Below are 15,481 nucleotides of genomic sequence, written 5' to 3'. Positions count from 1 at the left end.
AGTCACGACTAATCGGAATTAAATGACAGAAAATCATATACATAAGGTTGTAAAATTTGCGGCGACGACGGTAAAGCGCGGTTGTTCCGTCTGGCGATTTGATGAAGCGCGGCCATTGCATCCTGTTATGCTCATCCGGGCAAATCGTGGTGAACCGGAGGTTGCTTCATGTCCGCCCCCCAGCCGCAGTCGAAGCCGAGTGGACCAGGCCGTCAGATCGCAGCCTGGCTGCATGAAATGGTGGCGCTGCGCCACGATCTGCATCGCCATCCGGAACTGGCGTTCGAAGAACGGCGGACCGCCGCGCTGGTGGCCCGATCGCTGGCCGATTGGGGGTGGGAGGTTCATGAAGGCCTGGGCGGGACCGGTGTCGTCGGCACCCTGACCACCGGGCCGGGGCCGGTGATCGGCATCCGCGCCGACATGGACGCCCTGCCGATCACGGAAACCACCGGCCTGCCCCATGCCAGCCTGCATGACGGCCGGATGCATGCCTGCGGCCATGACGGCCACACCACCATCCTGCTGGCGGCCGCGCGCTGCCTGGCCGAACGACGGCGCTTCCGCGGCACATTGCGGGTGATCTTCCAGCCCGCCGAGGAGCATGGCGGCGGGGCGGCGGTGATGATGCGCGACGGGCTGTTCACCCGCTTCCCGGTCGATCGGATCTATGCCCTGCACAACATGCCGGGGCTGCCTGCCGGCGTGTTCGGCTTCCGCCCGGGTGCGCTGACGGCGGCATCGGACGATTACGTGATCACCGTCCGCGGCCGCGGCGGCCATGGCGCCTATCCCGAACGGGCCGTGGACCCGATCGTGGCCGGATCGGCGATCGTGCTGGCCCTGCAATCGGTCGTCGCGCGCAACGTGCCGCCCACCCGGCAGGCCGTTGTGACGGTGGGCGCGTTCCGGGCCGGCGAGGCGGCGAACGTCATCCCCGAAACGGCGGTGCTGAAGGCGAGCGTGCGCACCACCGACCCCGAGACCCGCAGCCTGATCGAGATGCGCATCCGCGAGCTGGTCGCCGGCCAGGCCGCCGCCTGGGGGGCGACGGCGACCGTCCAGGTGGACCGGGGCTATCCGGCGGTGATCAACGACGCCGAGGCGACCGCCTTTGCGCGTGCGGTGGCGGTGGACGCCTTCGGTGCCGGACGGGTGATCGACATCCCCGAGGCATCGATGGGCAGCGAGGATTTCGCCTATATGCTGGAGGGCGTTCCCGGCTGCTATCTGGTGGTGGGCAATGGTGTTGAGTCGGGGCCGACCAGCTGCATGATCCACAACCCCGGCTATGATTTCAACGATGCGGTCCTGGGCGATGCCGCCGCCTTCTGGGTGGCGCTGGCCGAAGCCTCGGCGCCGGCAGGCGCTTGACCATGCCTCCGGGATCGGTCCGCTGCCGCCTGTGCCTCGCCCTGATCGGGATGCTGTTTCTGGCATCCCTGATGGCGGGGGGCGGCGCGGTGCGGGCCGCGATTGCCGCAGAGGCACCGGCGGTGATGACCGAAGGCATCGGGGCCGGGGTCGACCTGGCGCCCTATACCCGCCTCCTGCCCGACCCAGGCGGCGGCATGGATCTCGAGGCGGCGCGCCGGGCCACCGGCTGGACGGCTACGCCGAACCGGGTTCTGCGCTTCGGCTATGCCCCCGACATGGCCTGGTGGGCCCGGGTGACGCTGACCAACCCCTCGGCCCGCACGGCGCGGGTGGTGCTCGATCTGGGCACGTCGCAGCAGGATTATGTGGACTGGTACGTCACCGACCCCGACGGCCGGGTGCTGCTGGCCAACCAAAGCGGCGACCGGCGGCCCTTCGACAGCCGGCTCATGCCCTATCGCGATCTGGCATTGCCCTATCATCTGCCGCCGGATGCGAGCGTGACGGTCTATCTGCGCTTCGATACCCATGACGGCCTGTTCGCGATGATGCCGTTCAGGCTCTATGACTATACCGGCTTCTTCACCGCCTCAGGGCGCGAAAGCCTGCTGCTGTCGATGTTCCATGGCGGGCTCGCGGCCCTGGCCTCGTTCAATCTTCTGGTCTTTCTGGCCACCCGGCAGGGGCCGGTCGGCCTCTATGTCCTGCATCTGCTGGCGGTGCTGGCCGGCAGCGCCAGCTATCGCGGCTATGGTTTTCAGTATGTCTGGCCGGATCTGCCGGCCTTCGGCAACGCCATGACCGCCGGATCGATCATCCTGGCCTTCGTGACCGGCAGCCTGTTCGTGGTGCGCTATGTCCGGCTGCATCGCCATGTGTCGGTGATCACCCGACGGGCGGTCAGCCTGTTGATGATCGCAGCCCTGTCGGGGCTGGTGCCGCTGGCCTTCGGACAGTATGTGCTGGCGGTGGCGTTCAGCCTGATCGGCCTGCTGCTGGTGGTGGTGGTCTATCTGCTGAACGTCCATCTGCTGTTCAAGGGCGTGCGCGAGGCCCGCTTCACGGTGCCGGCCTTCTTCGCCCTGATCGTCGCCGTGGCCCTGCACTATCTGGAGCTGAGCGAGTTGCTGCCGGCCAGCGGTTTCCGGATCTGGCCGCTGATCGTGGGCTCGTCGATCGAGGTGATGCTGCTGGCCTTCGGTCTGGCCGATTCCATGAACCAGCAACGGGAGCGCCGCTTCGCCGCCGAACGCCGGGAAGAAGCTGCCCGGCTGCACATGGCGGAGATCGAGCGCGAAGCCAGCCACAAGGCGCGCCATGACGAACTGACCGGTCTTCTGAACCGCCGGGCGGCCGAAGACTGGCTGGAAGCGGCGGTGGAGCGCGGCCAGCCGGTGGCGGTGCTGCATCTGGGTCTCAGCGATTTCGGTGCGGTGAACGAGGCGATCGGCCATGCCGGCGGCGATGCCGTGCTGCGCCAGCTGGGCCGGCGGCTGGAGACGACCCTGGCGCCGGGGGAAATCGCAGCACGCCTGCTGGCCGATGAATTCCTGGTGCTGATGCCCGGGACCGACCAGGCGCGCGCCATGATCGCGGCCGATCGCATCCAGCGGCTGTTCGCGGTGCCCCAGCAGGTGGGCGGCACCGATATGTCGATCGCCTGCCGGGTGGGGATCGTGATCCATCCCGACGACGCGCGCACGGCCGAGGATCTGCTGCGGCGGGCGGCGATCGCCATGCAGGATGCAGCGCGCCTGCCGCGGCGGATCCAGCTCTACCAGGCCGGGCGCGACGACGACCATCGCCGCCGGATCGCCCTCATCCGCGACCTGCGCCATGCGGCGGAACATGGCGAGTTCCGGCTGCTCTATCAGCCCAAGATCCATGTCGCCACCGGCCGGCTGGTGGCGGCGGAAGCGCTGATCCGCTGGCAGCATCCCACCTATGGCATGATTTCGCCGGCCGAATTCATCCCGCTCGCCGAGCAGAGCGGTGCCACCCGGGGGGTGACCCGCTGGGTGATCAGAGAGGCGGTGCGCCGGATGCGCAGCTGGCGGCTGGCCGGGCTCGATATCGGGCTGTCGGTCAACATCTCGGCCCTGGATCTGGATGATCCGGATCTCGTGGGCTTCGTCGGCCGCAGCCTGGAGGCCGAGGGGATCGAGGGCGGGCGGCTGACGCTGGAGGTGACGGAGAGTGCGATCATGACCGACCCCGACCGGTCGCGTGCGGTGCTGGAAGGGCTGAGACGGAGCGGCGTGACGATCTCGGTGGATGATTTCGGCACCGGCTATTCCTCGCTCGCCCATCTGAAGCGGCTGCCGGTGCAGGAACTGAAGATCGATCAGTCCTTCATCCGCGATCTCTCGGCGGCGAGCGAGGATGCGGTGATCGTGCGCTCGACCATCGGCATGAGCCACAATCTGGGGCTCTCGGTGGTGGCCGAGGGGGTGGAGAGCGAGGAAATCCTGACGCTGCTGGGCAGCTGGGGCTGCGATGTCGCCCAGGGCTATGCCATCGCCCGGCCGATGGATGCCGCGGATTTTGAACGCTGGGCGGGGCATCGCATGGCAGCTGCGCGCGAACAGGCGGCAGCCGCCGACCTGACACGGGTCAGAACCGTCCCCGGTGATCAGGCGCCCCAGCCCGGCTGACGGGCGCCCTCACGGGCTCACGGCGTCTCAGTTCACCGCTTCCTGCGGCGTGCGACGCCTGGCCGCCATGGCGGCCACGGCACGGCGCAGCCTCAGCGTCCACATGGTGATCATCGGCAGGGTGACGGCCGCCGGCACCATCCAATGGGCGCCATCGGCGATCATGCCGCCACCCAGGCTGGCGAAGGGGCGGTGCAGCACCAGGGCGAGCGTGACGGTGGCGGCCAGCGCGCCAAGCATGCGCACCATATGCCGGCCGACCCGCACCCGGCCCGGTTCTTCCAGAACGTCCTGAACCGCCAGGAAGGCGCCGACCAGGCCCAGAACCGGCAGGGCGACGTTGGCTGCAACCGGCATCACCGCCGCCAGCGCCGGGTCGACCTCGCGGCCGATCATGCCGGTCAGCCCGGCCATCACGGTCAGAAGGCCGGTGCCGATCACCACGCCCGACATCATCCGGTCGGCGGTGGACGGCTCGGCGGTCTGTCGGGTGGTGGCCCGCCAGCCGGCGATCAGGGTATAGATGGCAAGCAGGGTGACGATCAGCAGCAGAACCGAGGGCTGCACGATCGCAAGCCCCAGCCCGGCCAGGATCGAGATGCCCATCAGCACGCCGAAAATCCGGCTCATCGGCCGGATACGTGCATCCTCGTGCGGCAAAAGAGCAAGTCTGAAGGCGGCGAGCACCGCCGCCGCGGCCGCGGCGGCCTCGGTGGCCAATAGTCCGTCGACAACCATGGTTTGCCCCTCCCGATGTCCCGTCTTTGCCCCGCCGTCATGAGGGGTCATATGGGGCCCCCGGAACACTGGGCAAGCGTAAACCATCTGTTAACCATGATTTTTATATCAAGGATTTTGACGGCTTTTTATGTAACCGAGGTAACCATCTGATTCCGCTGCGACTCCGCATAATGTCACGGCGGGGGCCACGATATGGGGCGCCTGCCACGAAAATGACATGAGGTGGCCGGTTCCGCGGCGGCCCCTGCGGAACCGGCCAATGATCAGGCACCGGACGTCAATCGGCCGGACGGTCCAGATCCACCGCCGCCAGTGCTGCCTCCTGACGGCTGGTCAGGGTGTTGACATCGAAATCGTCGATCAGATCGCGGAACATCCGGTGCCAGTTGATTTCGGCCTTCAGATGCAGGAAGACCGATCCCAGCCCGATCGCGGCCCGGTCCATCAGCACGAATTCGCGCGGCGGGGTAACGCCGCCCAACCGCTTCAGTTCGGCATGGACCTTCTCGGCCACCGCGCGGCCGTACTGGCCGCTGCTTTCTTCCTGAATCCGCTGCACCCGGTCTTCCAGCAGCGGCCGGTAGAGGAAACCGGCCCAGGTGTTCAGCACCTCGAGCAGGGTCTTGTCGATCTTCTCGAAACCCCAGGCGCGGTAGGCTTCCACCGCCAGCTCGTCGTCCTTGCGGTCGAGCGCGTGATAGAGGTCGATCACCCCCTTCACGAAGCCTGGCCGGAATACACGGATGCAGCCGAAATCGAGCAGGTTGATCCCGTGATCCTCGGGGCGGACGGCGTAGTTGCCCAGATGCGGGTCGCCATGGATCACGCCGTACTCGTAGAAGGGCACGTACCAGGCCCGGAACATGTTCATGGCGATCCGGTCGCGCACCGTCTGATCTGCGTCGCGGAACGACATCAGCCGGGCGCCGTCGAGCCAGGTCATGGTCAGCAGCCGCTTCGTCGACAGCTCCGGCAGCCAGTCGGGCACATGCACATCGGGTTCGCCCCGCAGCATATGGGCATAGAGCCGCATCTGCCGGCCCTCGCGGCCGTAATCCAGCTCTTCCCTGAGCCGCGCCGACAGTTCGGCATGGATCTGGTCGGGGTTGATCGCCCGGTCATAGCGGCGGTAGATGCCGAAGATCAGCTTCAACTGACGCAGATCCGCCTCCACCGCGGAGGCCATGTCGGGATATTGCAGCTTGCAGGCAAGCGCCCGGCCGTCATGGGTGGTGGCCTTGTGGACCTGCCCCAGAGAGGCGGCGGCCACGGCCTCGCGTTCGAAGCTGCCGAACCGGCTGCGCCAGTCGGGCCCGAGTTCGGTCGCCATGCGCCGCTTGACGAACAGCCAGCCCATCGAGGGCGCATCGGCCTGAAGCTGGGCCAGTTCTTCGGCATATTCGCGTGGCAGCGCGTCGGGAATGGTGGACAGGATCTGGGCCGCCTTCATCAGCGGCCCCTTCAGCCCGCCCAGGGCTGCGCGCAGATCCTCGGCATGGCGACCGCGATCCAGCGGCAGGCCGAACAGGCGCTCGCCCGCCAGCCGGGCGGCCAGGCCGCCGACACCGGTGCCGACCCGGGCATAGCGCCGGATCCGACCGCCCAGGCGATCGTCTTCGTCGGACGTTCCCGCCACCCCACCGGGGGTGGCGGTATCGTCATGAGAGGTGGGCGTGGTCATGGGGGAGGAGGCTCCTTCCGGGCAGGCGGCGCCGGAGGCCCGGCAGCCGGGCCCTCAGAGACCCGCCGCCGCGACTTCCGCTTCCAGACGGTCGATATAGCCCTCGATCAGCTGAAGGCCACGGCTCCAGAACGCCGGATCGCCGGCATCCAGGCCGAAGGGCGCCAGCAGTTCGCGATGATCCTTGGCCCCGCCGGTGGCGAGCAGGGTGCGATACTTGGCGACGAAATCCGGATCGCCCTGTTCGTGCACGGCGTAAAGCGCGTGCACCAGGCATTCGCCGAAGGCATAGGCATAGACATAGAAGGGCGTGTGGAAGAAGTGGGGGATATAGGCCCACCAGTTCCGATAATCTTCCGAGAAATCGAAGGCCGGGCCCAGGCTTTCGGTCTGAACCTCGAACCACATCCGGCCCAGATCTTCGGGTGTCAGCTCGCCCGACCGGCGCGCGTCGTGGACCTTCATCTCGAAACTGGCGAAGGCCACCTGGCGCACCACGGTGTTGATGATGTCCTCGATCTTCGAGGCCAGCATCAGCCGGCGGCGGGTCGGGTCGGTCTCGGCATCCAGCAGGGCGCGGAAGGTCAGCATTTCGCCGAAGACCGAGGCGGTCTCGGCCAGCGTCAGCGGGGTTTCCGACAGGAACAGGCCCTGATGCGCCGCCAGCGTCTGATGCACGCCATGGCCCAGTTCGTGGGCGAGCGTCATCACGTCGCGCGCCTTGCCCTGATAGTTCATCAGCACATAAGGATGGGCGCCCGGCACGGTCGGATGCGAGAAGGCGCCGCCGGCCTTGCCATGGGCGACCGGCGCGTCGATCCAGTTCTCGGTGAAGAACCGGCCGGCAATCTCGGCCATTTCGGGCATGAAGCGACCGAAGGCGTCGAGCACGATCTCGCGCGCCCGGTCCCAGTGGATCGCGGCATCGGCATCCTGGGGATAGGCGGCGTTGCGGTCCCAGTAGTTCAGCTTCTCCATGCCGAGCAGCCGGGCCTTCAGCGCATAATAGCGGTGCGAGATCCGCGGATAGGCCTCTCGCACCGCCTTGATCAGCGCATCCACCACCTCGTCTTCGACCTGGTTGGACAGGTTGCGCGACGAGATCGGCCGGGCGAAGCCGCGCCACCGATCCTCGGTCTCCTTGTCCTTGACCACGGTGTTGTAGATCAGCGTCAGCATCGGGATGCGCTGGCCCAGACCTTCGGAGAAGGCGGCCGCGGCCTTGCGCCGGCGCTCGGGGTCGCGATCGCCCAGGCGCGAGAGCACGGCGTCCGAGGTCAGTTCTTCGCCGTCGATGGTGAAGCGCGCCGAGGCCCAGCTTTCATCGAACAGCCGCACCCAGGCCGCGCGGCCCGAGACCGACTTCTCCAGGAGCAGCTTTTCCAGCCGGTCTTCCAACTGGTGCGGCCGGAAGGCGCGCTGCCGCTCGATCCAGGGGCGGTAGCGGGCAAGCCGCGGCTCGGCCTCGTAGGCGGCGGCAAGTGCTGCATCGTCCAGCCGGTTGAACTCCAGCACGAAGAACAGCAGCCGGCTCGAAATCTCGGTCAGCTGTTCCGACACCGTCTGATAGCGGCGCCCGGCCTCGGCCTGGTCCAGGCGGGTGACGTGCATCAGCCCGATATAGGAGCCGATCCGGCCCATCGCCTCTTCGATGCGTTCATAGGTTTCGATCGCATCGGCCAGGGCCGTGGGGGCAAGCTCGGCAAGACGGCCTTCATGGGCCGTGGCGAAGGCCTCCGCATCCGCACGTGCCGTGGCGACATCGGCATCGATCGCCGGATCGTCCGGGGCCGCATAAAGATCGTCGAGGCGCCAGCGGGGCAGATCGCCGATCTCGGGGCGAAGGGGCTCGTGGCCGTCGGGCATGGGAAGGCTGCTCCTCAAGGAACCGTGTCGTCGTGGTGGACACAATATAGGCCGGCGGGCGGAGCCGACCAACCCGAACGGACATGCGCCAGTGATTTCAATGAACCGTCACAGGTCAACCCCAGCCATCAGCCCATCGCGCCGTTGGCGTTGGCCAACTTGGTAAATGGACGTGATACGCTTATCTGATTAAATATGCAGTCTCTCGCGGCCGGCCGGGTTTCCGGCCGCCCGTCCACGGCATCGGAACGGCGCATCCATCATATGACACCCACCATCCTGATCGTCGATGACGACCCCGCTCAGCGCCGGCTGCTGGAGGCGACGATCGGCCGTTTCGGCTATCGGCCCCGGCCGGTGGGCAGCGGCGAGGAGGCGGTGCGCCTGCTGATGCCGGGGCGCGAGCGGGTGGATGCGGTACTGCTCGACCTCACCATGCCGGGGCTGTCGGGCATCGACGTGCTGAACCAGGTGCGGCCCACCCGGCCGCATCTGCCGATTCTGGTTTTCACCGCCCATGGCGGCATTGATGTGGCGGTACAGGCGATGCGGGCCGGTGCGACGGATTTCATGGTCAAGCCGGTCTCGGCCGACCGGCTGCAGATCGCGATCCGTCAGGCGCTGCGTCCCGGCGTCGCCGACGATCTGGACGGCGTGGCGCCGCGGCGCGGCCGGCCGATGCCGGTGACCGATATTCTGGGCGACAGTCGGGCGATCCGCGCCGTGCTGGGCCTGGTGGCGCGGGCGGCCAATTCGACCATCCCGATCCTGATCGAGGGTGAGAGCGGTGTCGGCAAGGAGCTGATCGCCAGGGCGATCCATGCCCGCAGCGACCGCGCCCACGGGCCGCTGGTGACGGTCAATTGCGGCGCGATCCCCGAAAATCTGGTCGAAACTCTGTTGTTCGGCCACGAGAAGGGGGCGTTTACCGGGGCGAGCGAGCGCCATATCGGCAAGTTCCAGGAGGCCTCGGGCGGCACCCTGTTTCTGGACGAAATCGGCGAGTTGCGCCCGGATCTGCAGGTCAAGCTGCTGCGCGCCCTGCAGGCGGGTGAAATCGACCCCGTCGGCTCCAAGCAGCCGGTGCCGATCGATATCCGGCTGATTTCGGCCACCAACCGCAATCTGTGGGATCTGGTCCAGACCGGCCAGTTCCGCGACGACCTTTATTATCGCCTCAACGTCTTTCCGATCTATGTGCCGCCGCTGCGCGACCGGCGCGACGACATCCTGGTTCTGGCTCGCCATTTCATCCAGCGCTTCGAGGCGGCAGAGGGCAAGCGGATCCGCGGCCTGACCGAGGCGGCGGAGCGGCTGCTGACCACCTATCACTGGCCGGGCAATGTCCGCCAGCTGGAGAATGCGATCTTCCGTGCGGTCGTGCTGTCGGATGTCGACATCCTGGATGTGGAGCATTTCCCCCAGGTTCAGCAGGCGGCCTATCGTGCCAACGGCTTCGGCGATACCGCGCTGCCCGGCGATTACGGCGCCGGTCCGCCGGTCTATGCCGGGCCCGGCGGCCAGCCGTCGCTGGCGCCGACGCCGGGCGGGCTTGCCTATCCGCAGGCGGGGGGCCAGATGGCGCCTGCGCCCATGCCGGGTACTCCGATGCCCGGTACTCAGATGCCGGTGGGACGCCCGATGCTGGTCGCGGCGGGCGGCGGCCAGCCGGCCCCGATGATGCCCCAGGGCTTCGCCCAGGCGCCGATGCCTGCGCCGATGCCGCCGGCCCCCCAGGGCTCGCTGCCGGCAGCCGGTCTGCGCCCGCGCGACGACGAGGCCGAGGCGCCGATCCGCGCCTTCGACGAGGCGGGCCATATCCGGCCGCTGGAAGAGATTGAAGCCGATATCATCCGCATGGCGCTGCGCCAGTATCGCGGCCGGGTGAGCGAGATGGCCCGCCGCCTGGGCATCGGCCGGTCCACCCTCTATCGCAAGCTGCGCGATCTGGGTCTCGACGGCACCGATTGAGCCGGGACGAAAAGACGCGGGCGGGCATAAAGCCCGCCCGCTGCGCCGGCATCCGTCCGTTCGGCCCGTCAGGCGTAGCGCGCCTGACGGGCCGAGTGCTTCCGTGCCCGTTTTGCATCCGCATGCAGCCTGCGCGCGGATCTGACCAGATCGACCGCGTCCGGTCCCCACATCATCCTCAGAAAATAGCGTTCGATCGGGCCGCGCTGGAGCAGCCAGATCAACGGCATCATCGCGAAGCGTGCCGCCAGGATCATCTTTTCCCGGCGCGGCGTCACGCCGCTGTTGCGGCGTGTCTTCGAGGAGACGGCACTCATGGCGATGAGCTTGAACAGGCCTTCCTGGGAGAAGAGCTGGCGTTTGACCTTGCGCTGTGACGGGTGATGGTTCTTCTGAATCGACGATTTCCACAATTCATGGAAGTCGTCGCCCGTTTCCGGAATGATGCTGAGCGTCTTCGTGACACCGAAGAGGTGGTCATATTTTTTGTTAGAGCGCTTGCAGATCTGCCATAGAGGCAGGGAGATCCGCTTCATCGTGCGGGAACAGACGGCAGTAGTCGCTGACCTCGCGAATGTACTGATCCCGTTCCTCGGCCGAGAGGCGCCGCGGGAGCCGGAGGCCCCGGAAGCCGAGGCGTTCATAGACCCAGAGCATGGAATGCATCTCGGTCAGCGCGGCCCACATCGATTCGCGCGGGGAATTGGCCCGGTAGCCGCCGATCTCGGGCGCGCCGACATCGATGACCTCCCCGGCCACCTTCTCGTGGACCCGTATCAGGTGCTGATCGCTGGGGGAGTTGTCCGAATACCTCTGGTTCAACGAAGCGGTGACCGCCTGGGCGCTGGAACCGGCCGAGGCGCTGTTCGCTCAGTTGAACGCGGCCGGTTTTCCGGACGAAGACGCCGTTCGGATGGTGACCATGCTCGCCACCCTCTGTCTCGGCCATGCGCGCGACATCGTCCAGGCGGGCCGGGAGACGGAACGACCCCGTGCCCGTTCACTCCGCACGGCCCTGTCCGAGGTCGGACCGCCCGGATTTCCCAATCTGGAACGGATCGCCGGTCTGGGGGTGGACACCTATGGCGCTGCGCAGCTGGCCTTCGGCGTCGAACTCTTTCTGGAGGGGGCCGAAGCGGTTCTGAGGCGCGCCCGGGCTGCTGCCGACCGGCCTGCCGGCCTGTGATCGTGGGTCAGGTCGCGCCTCGCACCGACGAGGTGTCGCGCGATAATTTTCCGCATGATTTTTGAGGGATGTCGGGGATTTTCTTTCGGGAAACCCTGAAAAATCCGCGCTCTATTCCCCTCGGACAAGGATGTTGCGGCATCACCTGCATCCATCGTATAACCGGAAAAATAGGTCACTAATGCTGACCTAATTTGATCTGCCGGCATCGAGGCCGGTCAGCATCGACAAGACGAGCCCGGCCCGGCGCATCGATGCCCGACGCATCGATTGCGGCGAAGGCGGGGCCATCACCCGGGGATCCGCTTCAGGCGGGGACGATGTCGTGTGGAGACGCCGAAATGACGCTGCCCGAATTGTCGCAGGACGATAAGTACACCGTCGAGCGCGGACGGATCTTTCTGACCGGAACCCAGGCCCTGGTGCGGTTGCCGCTGATGCAGCGCCAGCGCGACCTGGCCGCCGGGCTGAACACTGCCGGCTTCATCTCGGGCTATCGCGGCTCGCCGCTGGGCACGCTCGACCAGCAGCTCTGGAAGGCGCGCAAGCATCTGGAGGCGCATCACGTCGTCTTCCGTCCGGGGGTGAACGAAGATCTGGCGATGACCTCGGTCTGGGGCAGCCAGCAGGCCAATATGGACAATCTGACCCGGCCGGAACATGCGGCGCTGGCGAAATACGACGGCGTGTTCGGCATGTGGTACGGCAAGGGCCCCGGCGTCGACCGGTCGGGCGACGTGATGAAGCACGGCAACATGGCCGGCTCGTCGCGCCATGGCGGCGTGCTGCTGCTGGCCGGCGATGATCACGGCGCCAAATCCTCGACCCTGCCGCATCAGGCCGAATACACCTTCATGGACTGTCTGATCCCGATCCTGAACCCGTCGGGTGTGCAGGAAATCCTGGATTACGGCCTGATCGGCTGGGCGCTGTCGCGTTTCTCGGGTGCCTGGGTGGGGATGAAGACCATCGCCGACACGGTCGACAGCTCGGGCTCGATCGATGTCGATGCCGGCCGGGTGCGGGTTCTGCTGCCGGAGTTCGAGTTTCCAGCCGATGGCGTGCATATCCGCTGGCCCGATGCGCCGATGGATCAGGAATACCGGCACCATCGCTACCGGCTGGCGGCGGTCGCGGCCTTCGCCCGCGCCAACCGGCTGGACCGGGTGGTGATGGACGCGCCGCGCGCCCGCATCGGCATCGTCACCGCCGGCAAGAGCCATCTGGACGTCTGCCAGGCCCTGGACGAGCTGGGCATCGACGAGGCCCTGGCCGCCCGGATCGGTATCCGGCTCTACAAGGTCGCCATGCCCTGGCCGCTGGAGCCGGAAGGCATCCGCCGTTTCGCCGAGGGCCTGGAAGAGGTTCTGGTCGTCGAAGAGAAGCGCGCCGTGGTTGAGCCGCAGCTCAAGGAGCATCTCTACGGCTGGCGCGCCGATGTCCGGCCGCTGGTGGTGGGCAAGTTCGACGAGGCCGGCAACTGGATCCTGCCCTCGGCGGGGGAGCTGCGCCCCAGCCGGATCGCCCAGGTCCTGGCCGACCGTCTGGCCCGCTTCCTGCCCGACGAGCCTGGCCTGGCCGAGCGTATCCGTGCCCGGGTGGCACATCTGCGCCAGCTGGAGGACGCGTCCTCGGGCAAGGCGGCGATCGAGCGCAAGCCCACCTTCTGCTCGGGCTGCCCGCACAACAGCTCGACCGTGGTGCCCGAGGGCAGCCGGGCGCTGGGCGGCATCGGCTGCCACTACATGGCGACCTGGGTGATGCCGCGCACCGAGACCTTCACCCAGATGGGCGCCGAAGGGGCATCCTGGATCGGCCAGGCGCCGTTCACCACCGAGCCCCATGTCTTCCAGAATCTGGGCGACGGCACCTATTTCCACTCGGGATCCCTGGCGATCCGCGCCGCGATCGCGGCCAAGGTCAACATCACCTACAAGATCCTGTTCAACGACGCGGTCGCCATGACCGGCGGCCAGCCGATCGACGGTTCGCTGACCGTGCAGCAGATCGCCCATGAACTGCTTCAGGAAGGTGTGCGCCGCCTGGTGGTGGTGACCGACGACACCGCGGCTTACGAGGGTGGCGCCGGCCTGCCGGCGGGCGTGACGGTCCATGACCGCAGCGAACTCGACGCCGTGCAGCGCATGCTGCGCGAGGTCGAGGGCTGCACGGTGATCATCTATCAGCAGACCTGTGCCACCGAAAAGCGCCGCCGTCGCAAGCGCGGCACCCTGGTCGATCCCGACCGGCGGGTGGTGATCAACGATCTGGTCTGCGAGGGCTGCGGCGACTGCTCGGCCAAGAGCAACTGCGTGTCGGTGCAGCCGCTGGAGACTGAATTCGGCCGCAAGCGCCAGATCGACCAGTCGAACTGCAACAAGGATCTGTCGTGCCTGCAGGGCTTCTGCCCCAGCTTCGTGACCGTCTCTGGTGCGAAGATCCGCAAGCCCGCGCCCAAGACCGCCGATGCCACCCCCTTCGAGGTGTTGCCCGATCCGGAGCTGCCGGCGCTGGGGGCGCGGCCCTATGGCATTCTGGTCGCCGGTGTCGGCGGCACGGGTGTGGTCACCATCGGTGCGCTGATCGGCGTTGCCGCCCATCTGGAAGGCAAGGGTGTCGGCGTGCTCGACATGACCGGCATGGCCCAGAAGGGCGGGGCGGTCTTCACCCATCTGCGCATCGCAGAGCGCCCTGAAGACATCAAGTCGATCCGCATCACCACCGGCGGTGCCGATCTGATGCTGGCCGCCGATCTGGTGGTGGGCGCGCGCCCCGATGCGCTGGGGCTGCTGGATCCCGGGCGCAGCCGGGCGGTGATCAACGACCAGGAGTTGATGACCGCGGCCTTCGTCAAGGATCCGGACCTGGCTTTCCCCGGCCAGGATCTGCGCGCGGCCTATCGCCGGGCGGCCGGCCCTGGGGGGGTGGATTTCATCGACGCCGGGCCGATCGCGACGGCCCTGCTGGGCGACAGCATCGCCAGCAACCTGTTCCTGCTGGGCTATGCCTGGCAGCGCGGGCTGGTGCCGCTGGCCGAGGCCAGCATCCTGAAGGCGATCGAGCTGAACGGTGTTGCGGTGAAGCTCAACCTGGATGCCTTCCTCTGGGGGCGGCGTGCGGCCCACGATATCCGCCGGGTGCGGGATCTGGTGGCGCGCAGCCGGCCGGTGGCCGAAAGCGAGCGGCTGTCGGAAACGATCCACGAGGTGATGGCCCGGCGGACCGGTTTCCTGACCGCCTATCAGGACGCCAGCTATGCCGGCGCCTATGCCGAACTGGTGGAGCGTGTGCGCCAGCACGAGATGCGGGTGATGCCCCGCAGCACCGCGCTGACCGATGCGGTGGCGCGGTCGCTGTTCAAGCTGATGGCCTATAAGGACGAGTACGAGGTGGCGCGGCTTTACACCGACGGCGCCTTCCACGACAAGCTGGCGCGGCAGTTCGAGGGCGATGTCAGGCTGACCTTCCACCTGGCTCCGCCGCTTTTCGCCCGGCGCGACAAGACCACGGGCCGGCCGCGCAAATCGAGCTATGGTCCCTGGGTGATGGGGGCTTTCCGCCTGCTCGCCCGGATGAAGCGGCTGCGCGGCACCGTCTTCGACCCCTTCGGCCATACCGCCGAGCGCAGGATCGAGCGGCGGCTGATCGCCGAATACCGTGCCACGGTGGAACGGCTGGTCGCGGGGTTGACGCCCGAAAATCACGCCCGCGCGGTGGAGATCGCGAAGCTGCCGATGGATATTCGGGGCTTCGGTCACGTGAAGGACGAGAACCTGAAACGGGTTCGCCTGAAGGAACGGCGCCTGTTGGCCGCGTGGGAGAGGCCGGGGCCGGTGGTACAGGCGGCGGAATGACGGTTCGGACAGATGGTCCCCGGTCCCGGCTTTGCGTCGGGGCCGGGGATTTTCGCAGTTTCAAAGAATTTTATGCGTTTTAATTTTATATGCCTGTGAGACATACACGCATCAGGTGCATCCACGGCTCTGCTCACAACGCTCCATCGCC

General features: G+C 67.2%; 10 protein-coding genes. 5 read left to right on the top strand and 5 right to left on the bottom strand.

Annotation, left to right across the window (positions count from 1 at the left end; all coding sequences use genetic code 11):
• Window positions 1–237 precede the first annotated feature (237 nt).
• Both TMO_RS25350 and TMO_RS30000 read left to right on the top strand, forming a co-directional pair.
• Complete coding sequence (locus tag TMO_RS25350; RefSeq protein ID WP_014747911.1) at window positions 238–1,374, top strand: M20 aminoacylase family protein; 1,137 nt, start codon at window positions 238–240, stop codon at window positions 1,372–1,374.
• Window positions 1,375–1,376: 2 nt separating this feature from the next.
• Window positions 1,377–4,031 (top strand): EAL domain-containing protein, encoded by a 2,655-nt coding sequence (locus TMO_RS30000; RefSeq protein WP_014747910.1) that lies wholly within the window; start codon window positions 1,377–1,379, stop codon window positions 4,029–4,031.
• A 27-nt stretch (window positions 4,032–4,058) separates the two neighbouring features.
• Here the strand turns inward: TMO_RS30000 and TMO_RS25340 are convergent, their stop codons facing one another.
• The 3 genes from TMO_RS25340 to TMO_RS25330 form a co-directional block, all read right to left on the bottom strand.
• Window positions 4,059–4,769 carry a hypothetical protein gene (locus tag TMO_RS25340; protein ID WP_014747909.1) on the bottom strand — a complete coding sequence of 237 codons (711 nt, stop codon included), beginning with the start codon at window positions 4,767–4,769 and terminating at the stop codon, window positions 4,059–4,061.
• Window positions 4,770–5,049: 280 nt separating this feature from the next.
• The gene (locus TMO_RS25335) at window positions 5,050–6,453 is read right to left on the bottom strand and encodes an ABC1 kinase family protein (RefSeq protein ID WP_014747908.1); all 1,404 of its coding nucleotides are present in this window, start codon (window positions 6,451–6,453) and stop codon (window positions 5,050–5,052) included.
• Between the two features lie 54 nt (window positions 6,454–6,507).
• Window positions 6,508–8,319 (bottom strand): M3 family oligoendopeptidase, encoded by a 1,812-nt coding sequence (locus tag TMO_RS25330; RefSeq protein ID WP_014747907.1) that lies wholly within the window; start codon window positions 8,317–8,319, stop codon window positions 6,508–6,510.
• 264 nt (window positions 8,320–8,583) lie between these two features.
• Between TMO_RS25330 and TMO_RS25325 the strand changes: the two genes are divergently transcribed.
• A complete protein-coding gene (locus tag TMO_RS25325; protein WP_041607594.1) occupies window positions 8,584–10,290 on the top strand; it encodes a sigma-54-dependent transcriptional regulator in 1,707 nt (568 codons plus the stop codon).
• A gap of 68 nt (window positions 10,291–10,358) precedes the next feature.
• On the opposite strand, the gene TMO_RS25320 is transcribed toward TMO_RS25325, so the two are convergent.
• Window positions 10,359–10,826: a hypothetical protein gene (locus TMO_RS25320; RefSeq protein ID WP_014747905.1), complete on the bottom strand. Its 468-nt coding sequence runs from the start codon at window positions 10,824–10,826 to the stop codon at window positions 10,359–10,361.
• A complete protein-coding gene (locus TMO_RS25315; RefSeq protein ID WP_014747904.1) occupies window positions 10,780–11,049 on the bottom strand; it encodes an oxygenase MpaB family protein in 270 nt (89 codons plus the stop codon). The genes TMO_RS25320 and TMO_RS25315 overlap by 47 nt, the downstream gene beginning before the upstream one ends.
• A 40-nt stretch (window positions 11,050–11,089) precedes the next feature.
• Here TMO_RS25315 and TMO_RS25310 point away from each other — a divergent pair, with 40 nt between their 5' ends.
• Both TMO_RS25310 and TMO_RS25305 read left to right on the top strand, forming a co-directional pair.
• A complete protein-coding gene (locus TMO_RS25310; protein WP_014747903.1) occupies window positions 11,090–11,476 on the top strand; it encodes a TetR/AcrR family transcriptional regulator C-terminal domain-containing protein in 387 nt (128 codons plus the stop codon).
• Between the two features lie 341 nt (window positions 11,477–11,817).
• On the top strand, window positions 11,818–15,330 hold the full coding sequence (locus tag TMO_RS25305; protein WP_014747902.1) for an indolepyruvate ferredoxin oxidoreductase family protein: 3,513 nt from the start codon (window positions 11,818–11,820) through the stop codon (window positions 15,328–15,330).
• The last annotated feature ends 151 nt before the right edge of the window (window positions 15,331–15,481 follow it).

It is taken from the genome of Tistrella mobilis KA081020-065 (genome assembly GCF_000264455.2).
GTDB lineage: Bacteria > Pseudomonadota > Alphaproteobacteria > Tistrellales > Tistrellaceae > Tistrella > Tistrella mobilis.
The sequence above is the reverse complement of the archived record's forward strand: the minus strand, read 5'-3'. Positions and strand labels throughout refer to the sequence as shown.

Coding starts and splice junctions, on each gene's coding strand:
- TMO_RS30000 (WP_014747910.1), top strand. CDS start 1,377: ATGCCTCCGGGATCGGTCCGCTGCCGCCTGTGCCTCGCCCTGATCGGG.
- TMO_RS25350 (WP_014747911.1), top strand. CDS start 238: ATGGTGGCGCTGCGCCACGATCTGCATCGCCATCCGGAACTGGCGTTC.
- TMO_RS25325 (WP_041607594.1), top strand. CDS start 8,584: ATGACACCCACCATCCTGATCGTCGATGACGACCCCGCTCAGCGCCGG.
- TMO_RS25305 (WP_014747902.1), top strand. CDS start 11,818: ATGACGCTGCCCGAATTGTCGCAGGACGATAAGTACACCGTCGAGCGC.
- TMO_RS25330 (WP_014747907.1), bottom strand. CDS start 8,319: ATGCCCGACGGCCACGAGCCCCTTCGCCCCGAGATCGGCGATCTGCCC.
- TMO_RS25335 (WP_014747908.1), bottom strand. CDS start 6,453: ATGACCACGCCCACCTCTCATGACGATACCGCCACCCCCGGTGGGGTG.
- TMO_RS25320 (WP_014747905.1), bottom strand. CDS start 10,826: ATGAAGCGGATCTCCCTGCCTCTATGGCAGATCTGCAAGCGCTCTAAC.
- TMO_RS25340 (WP_014747909.1), bottom strand. CDS start 4,769: ATGGTTGTCGACGGACTATTGGCCACCGAGGCCGCCGCGGCCGCGGCG.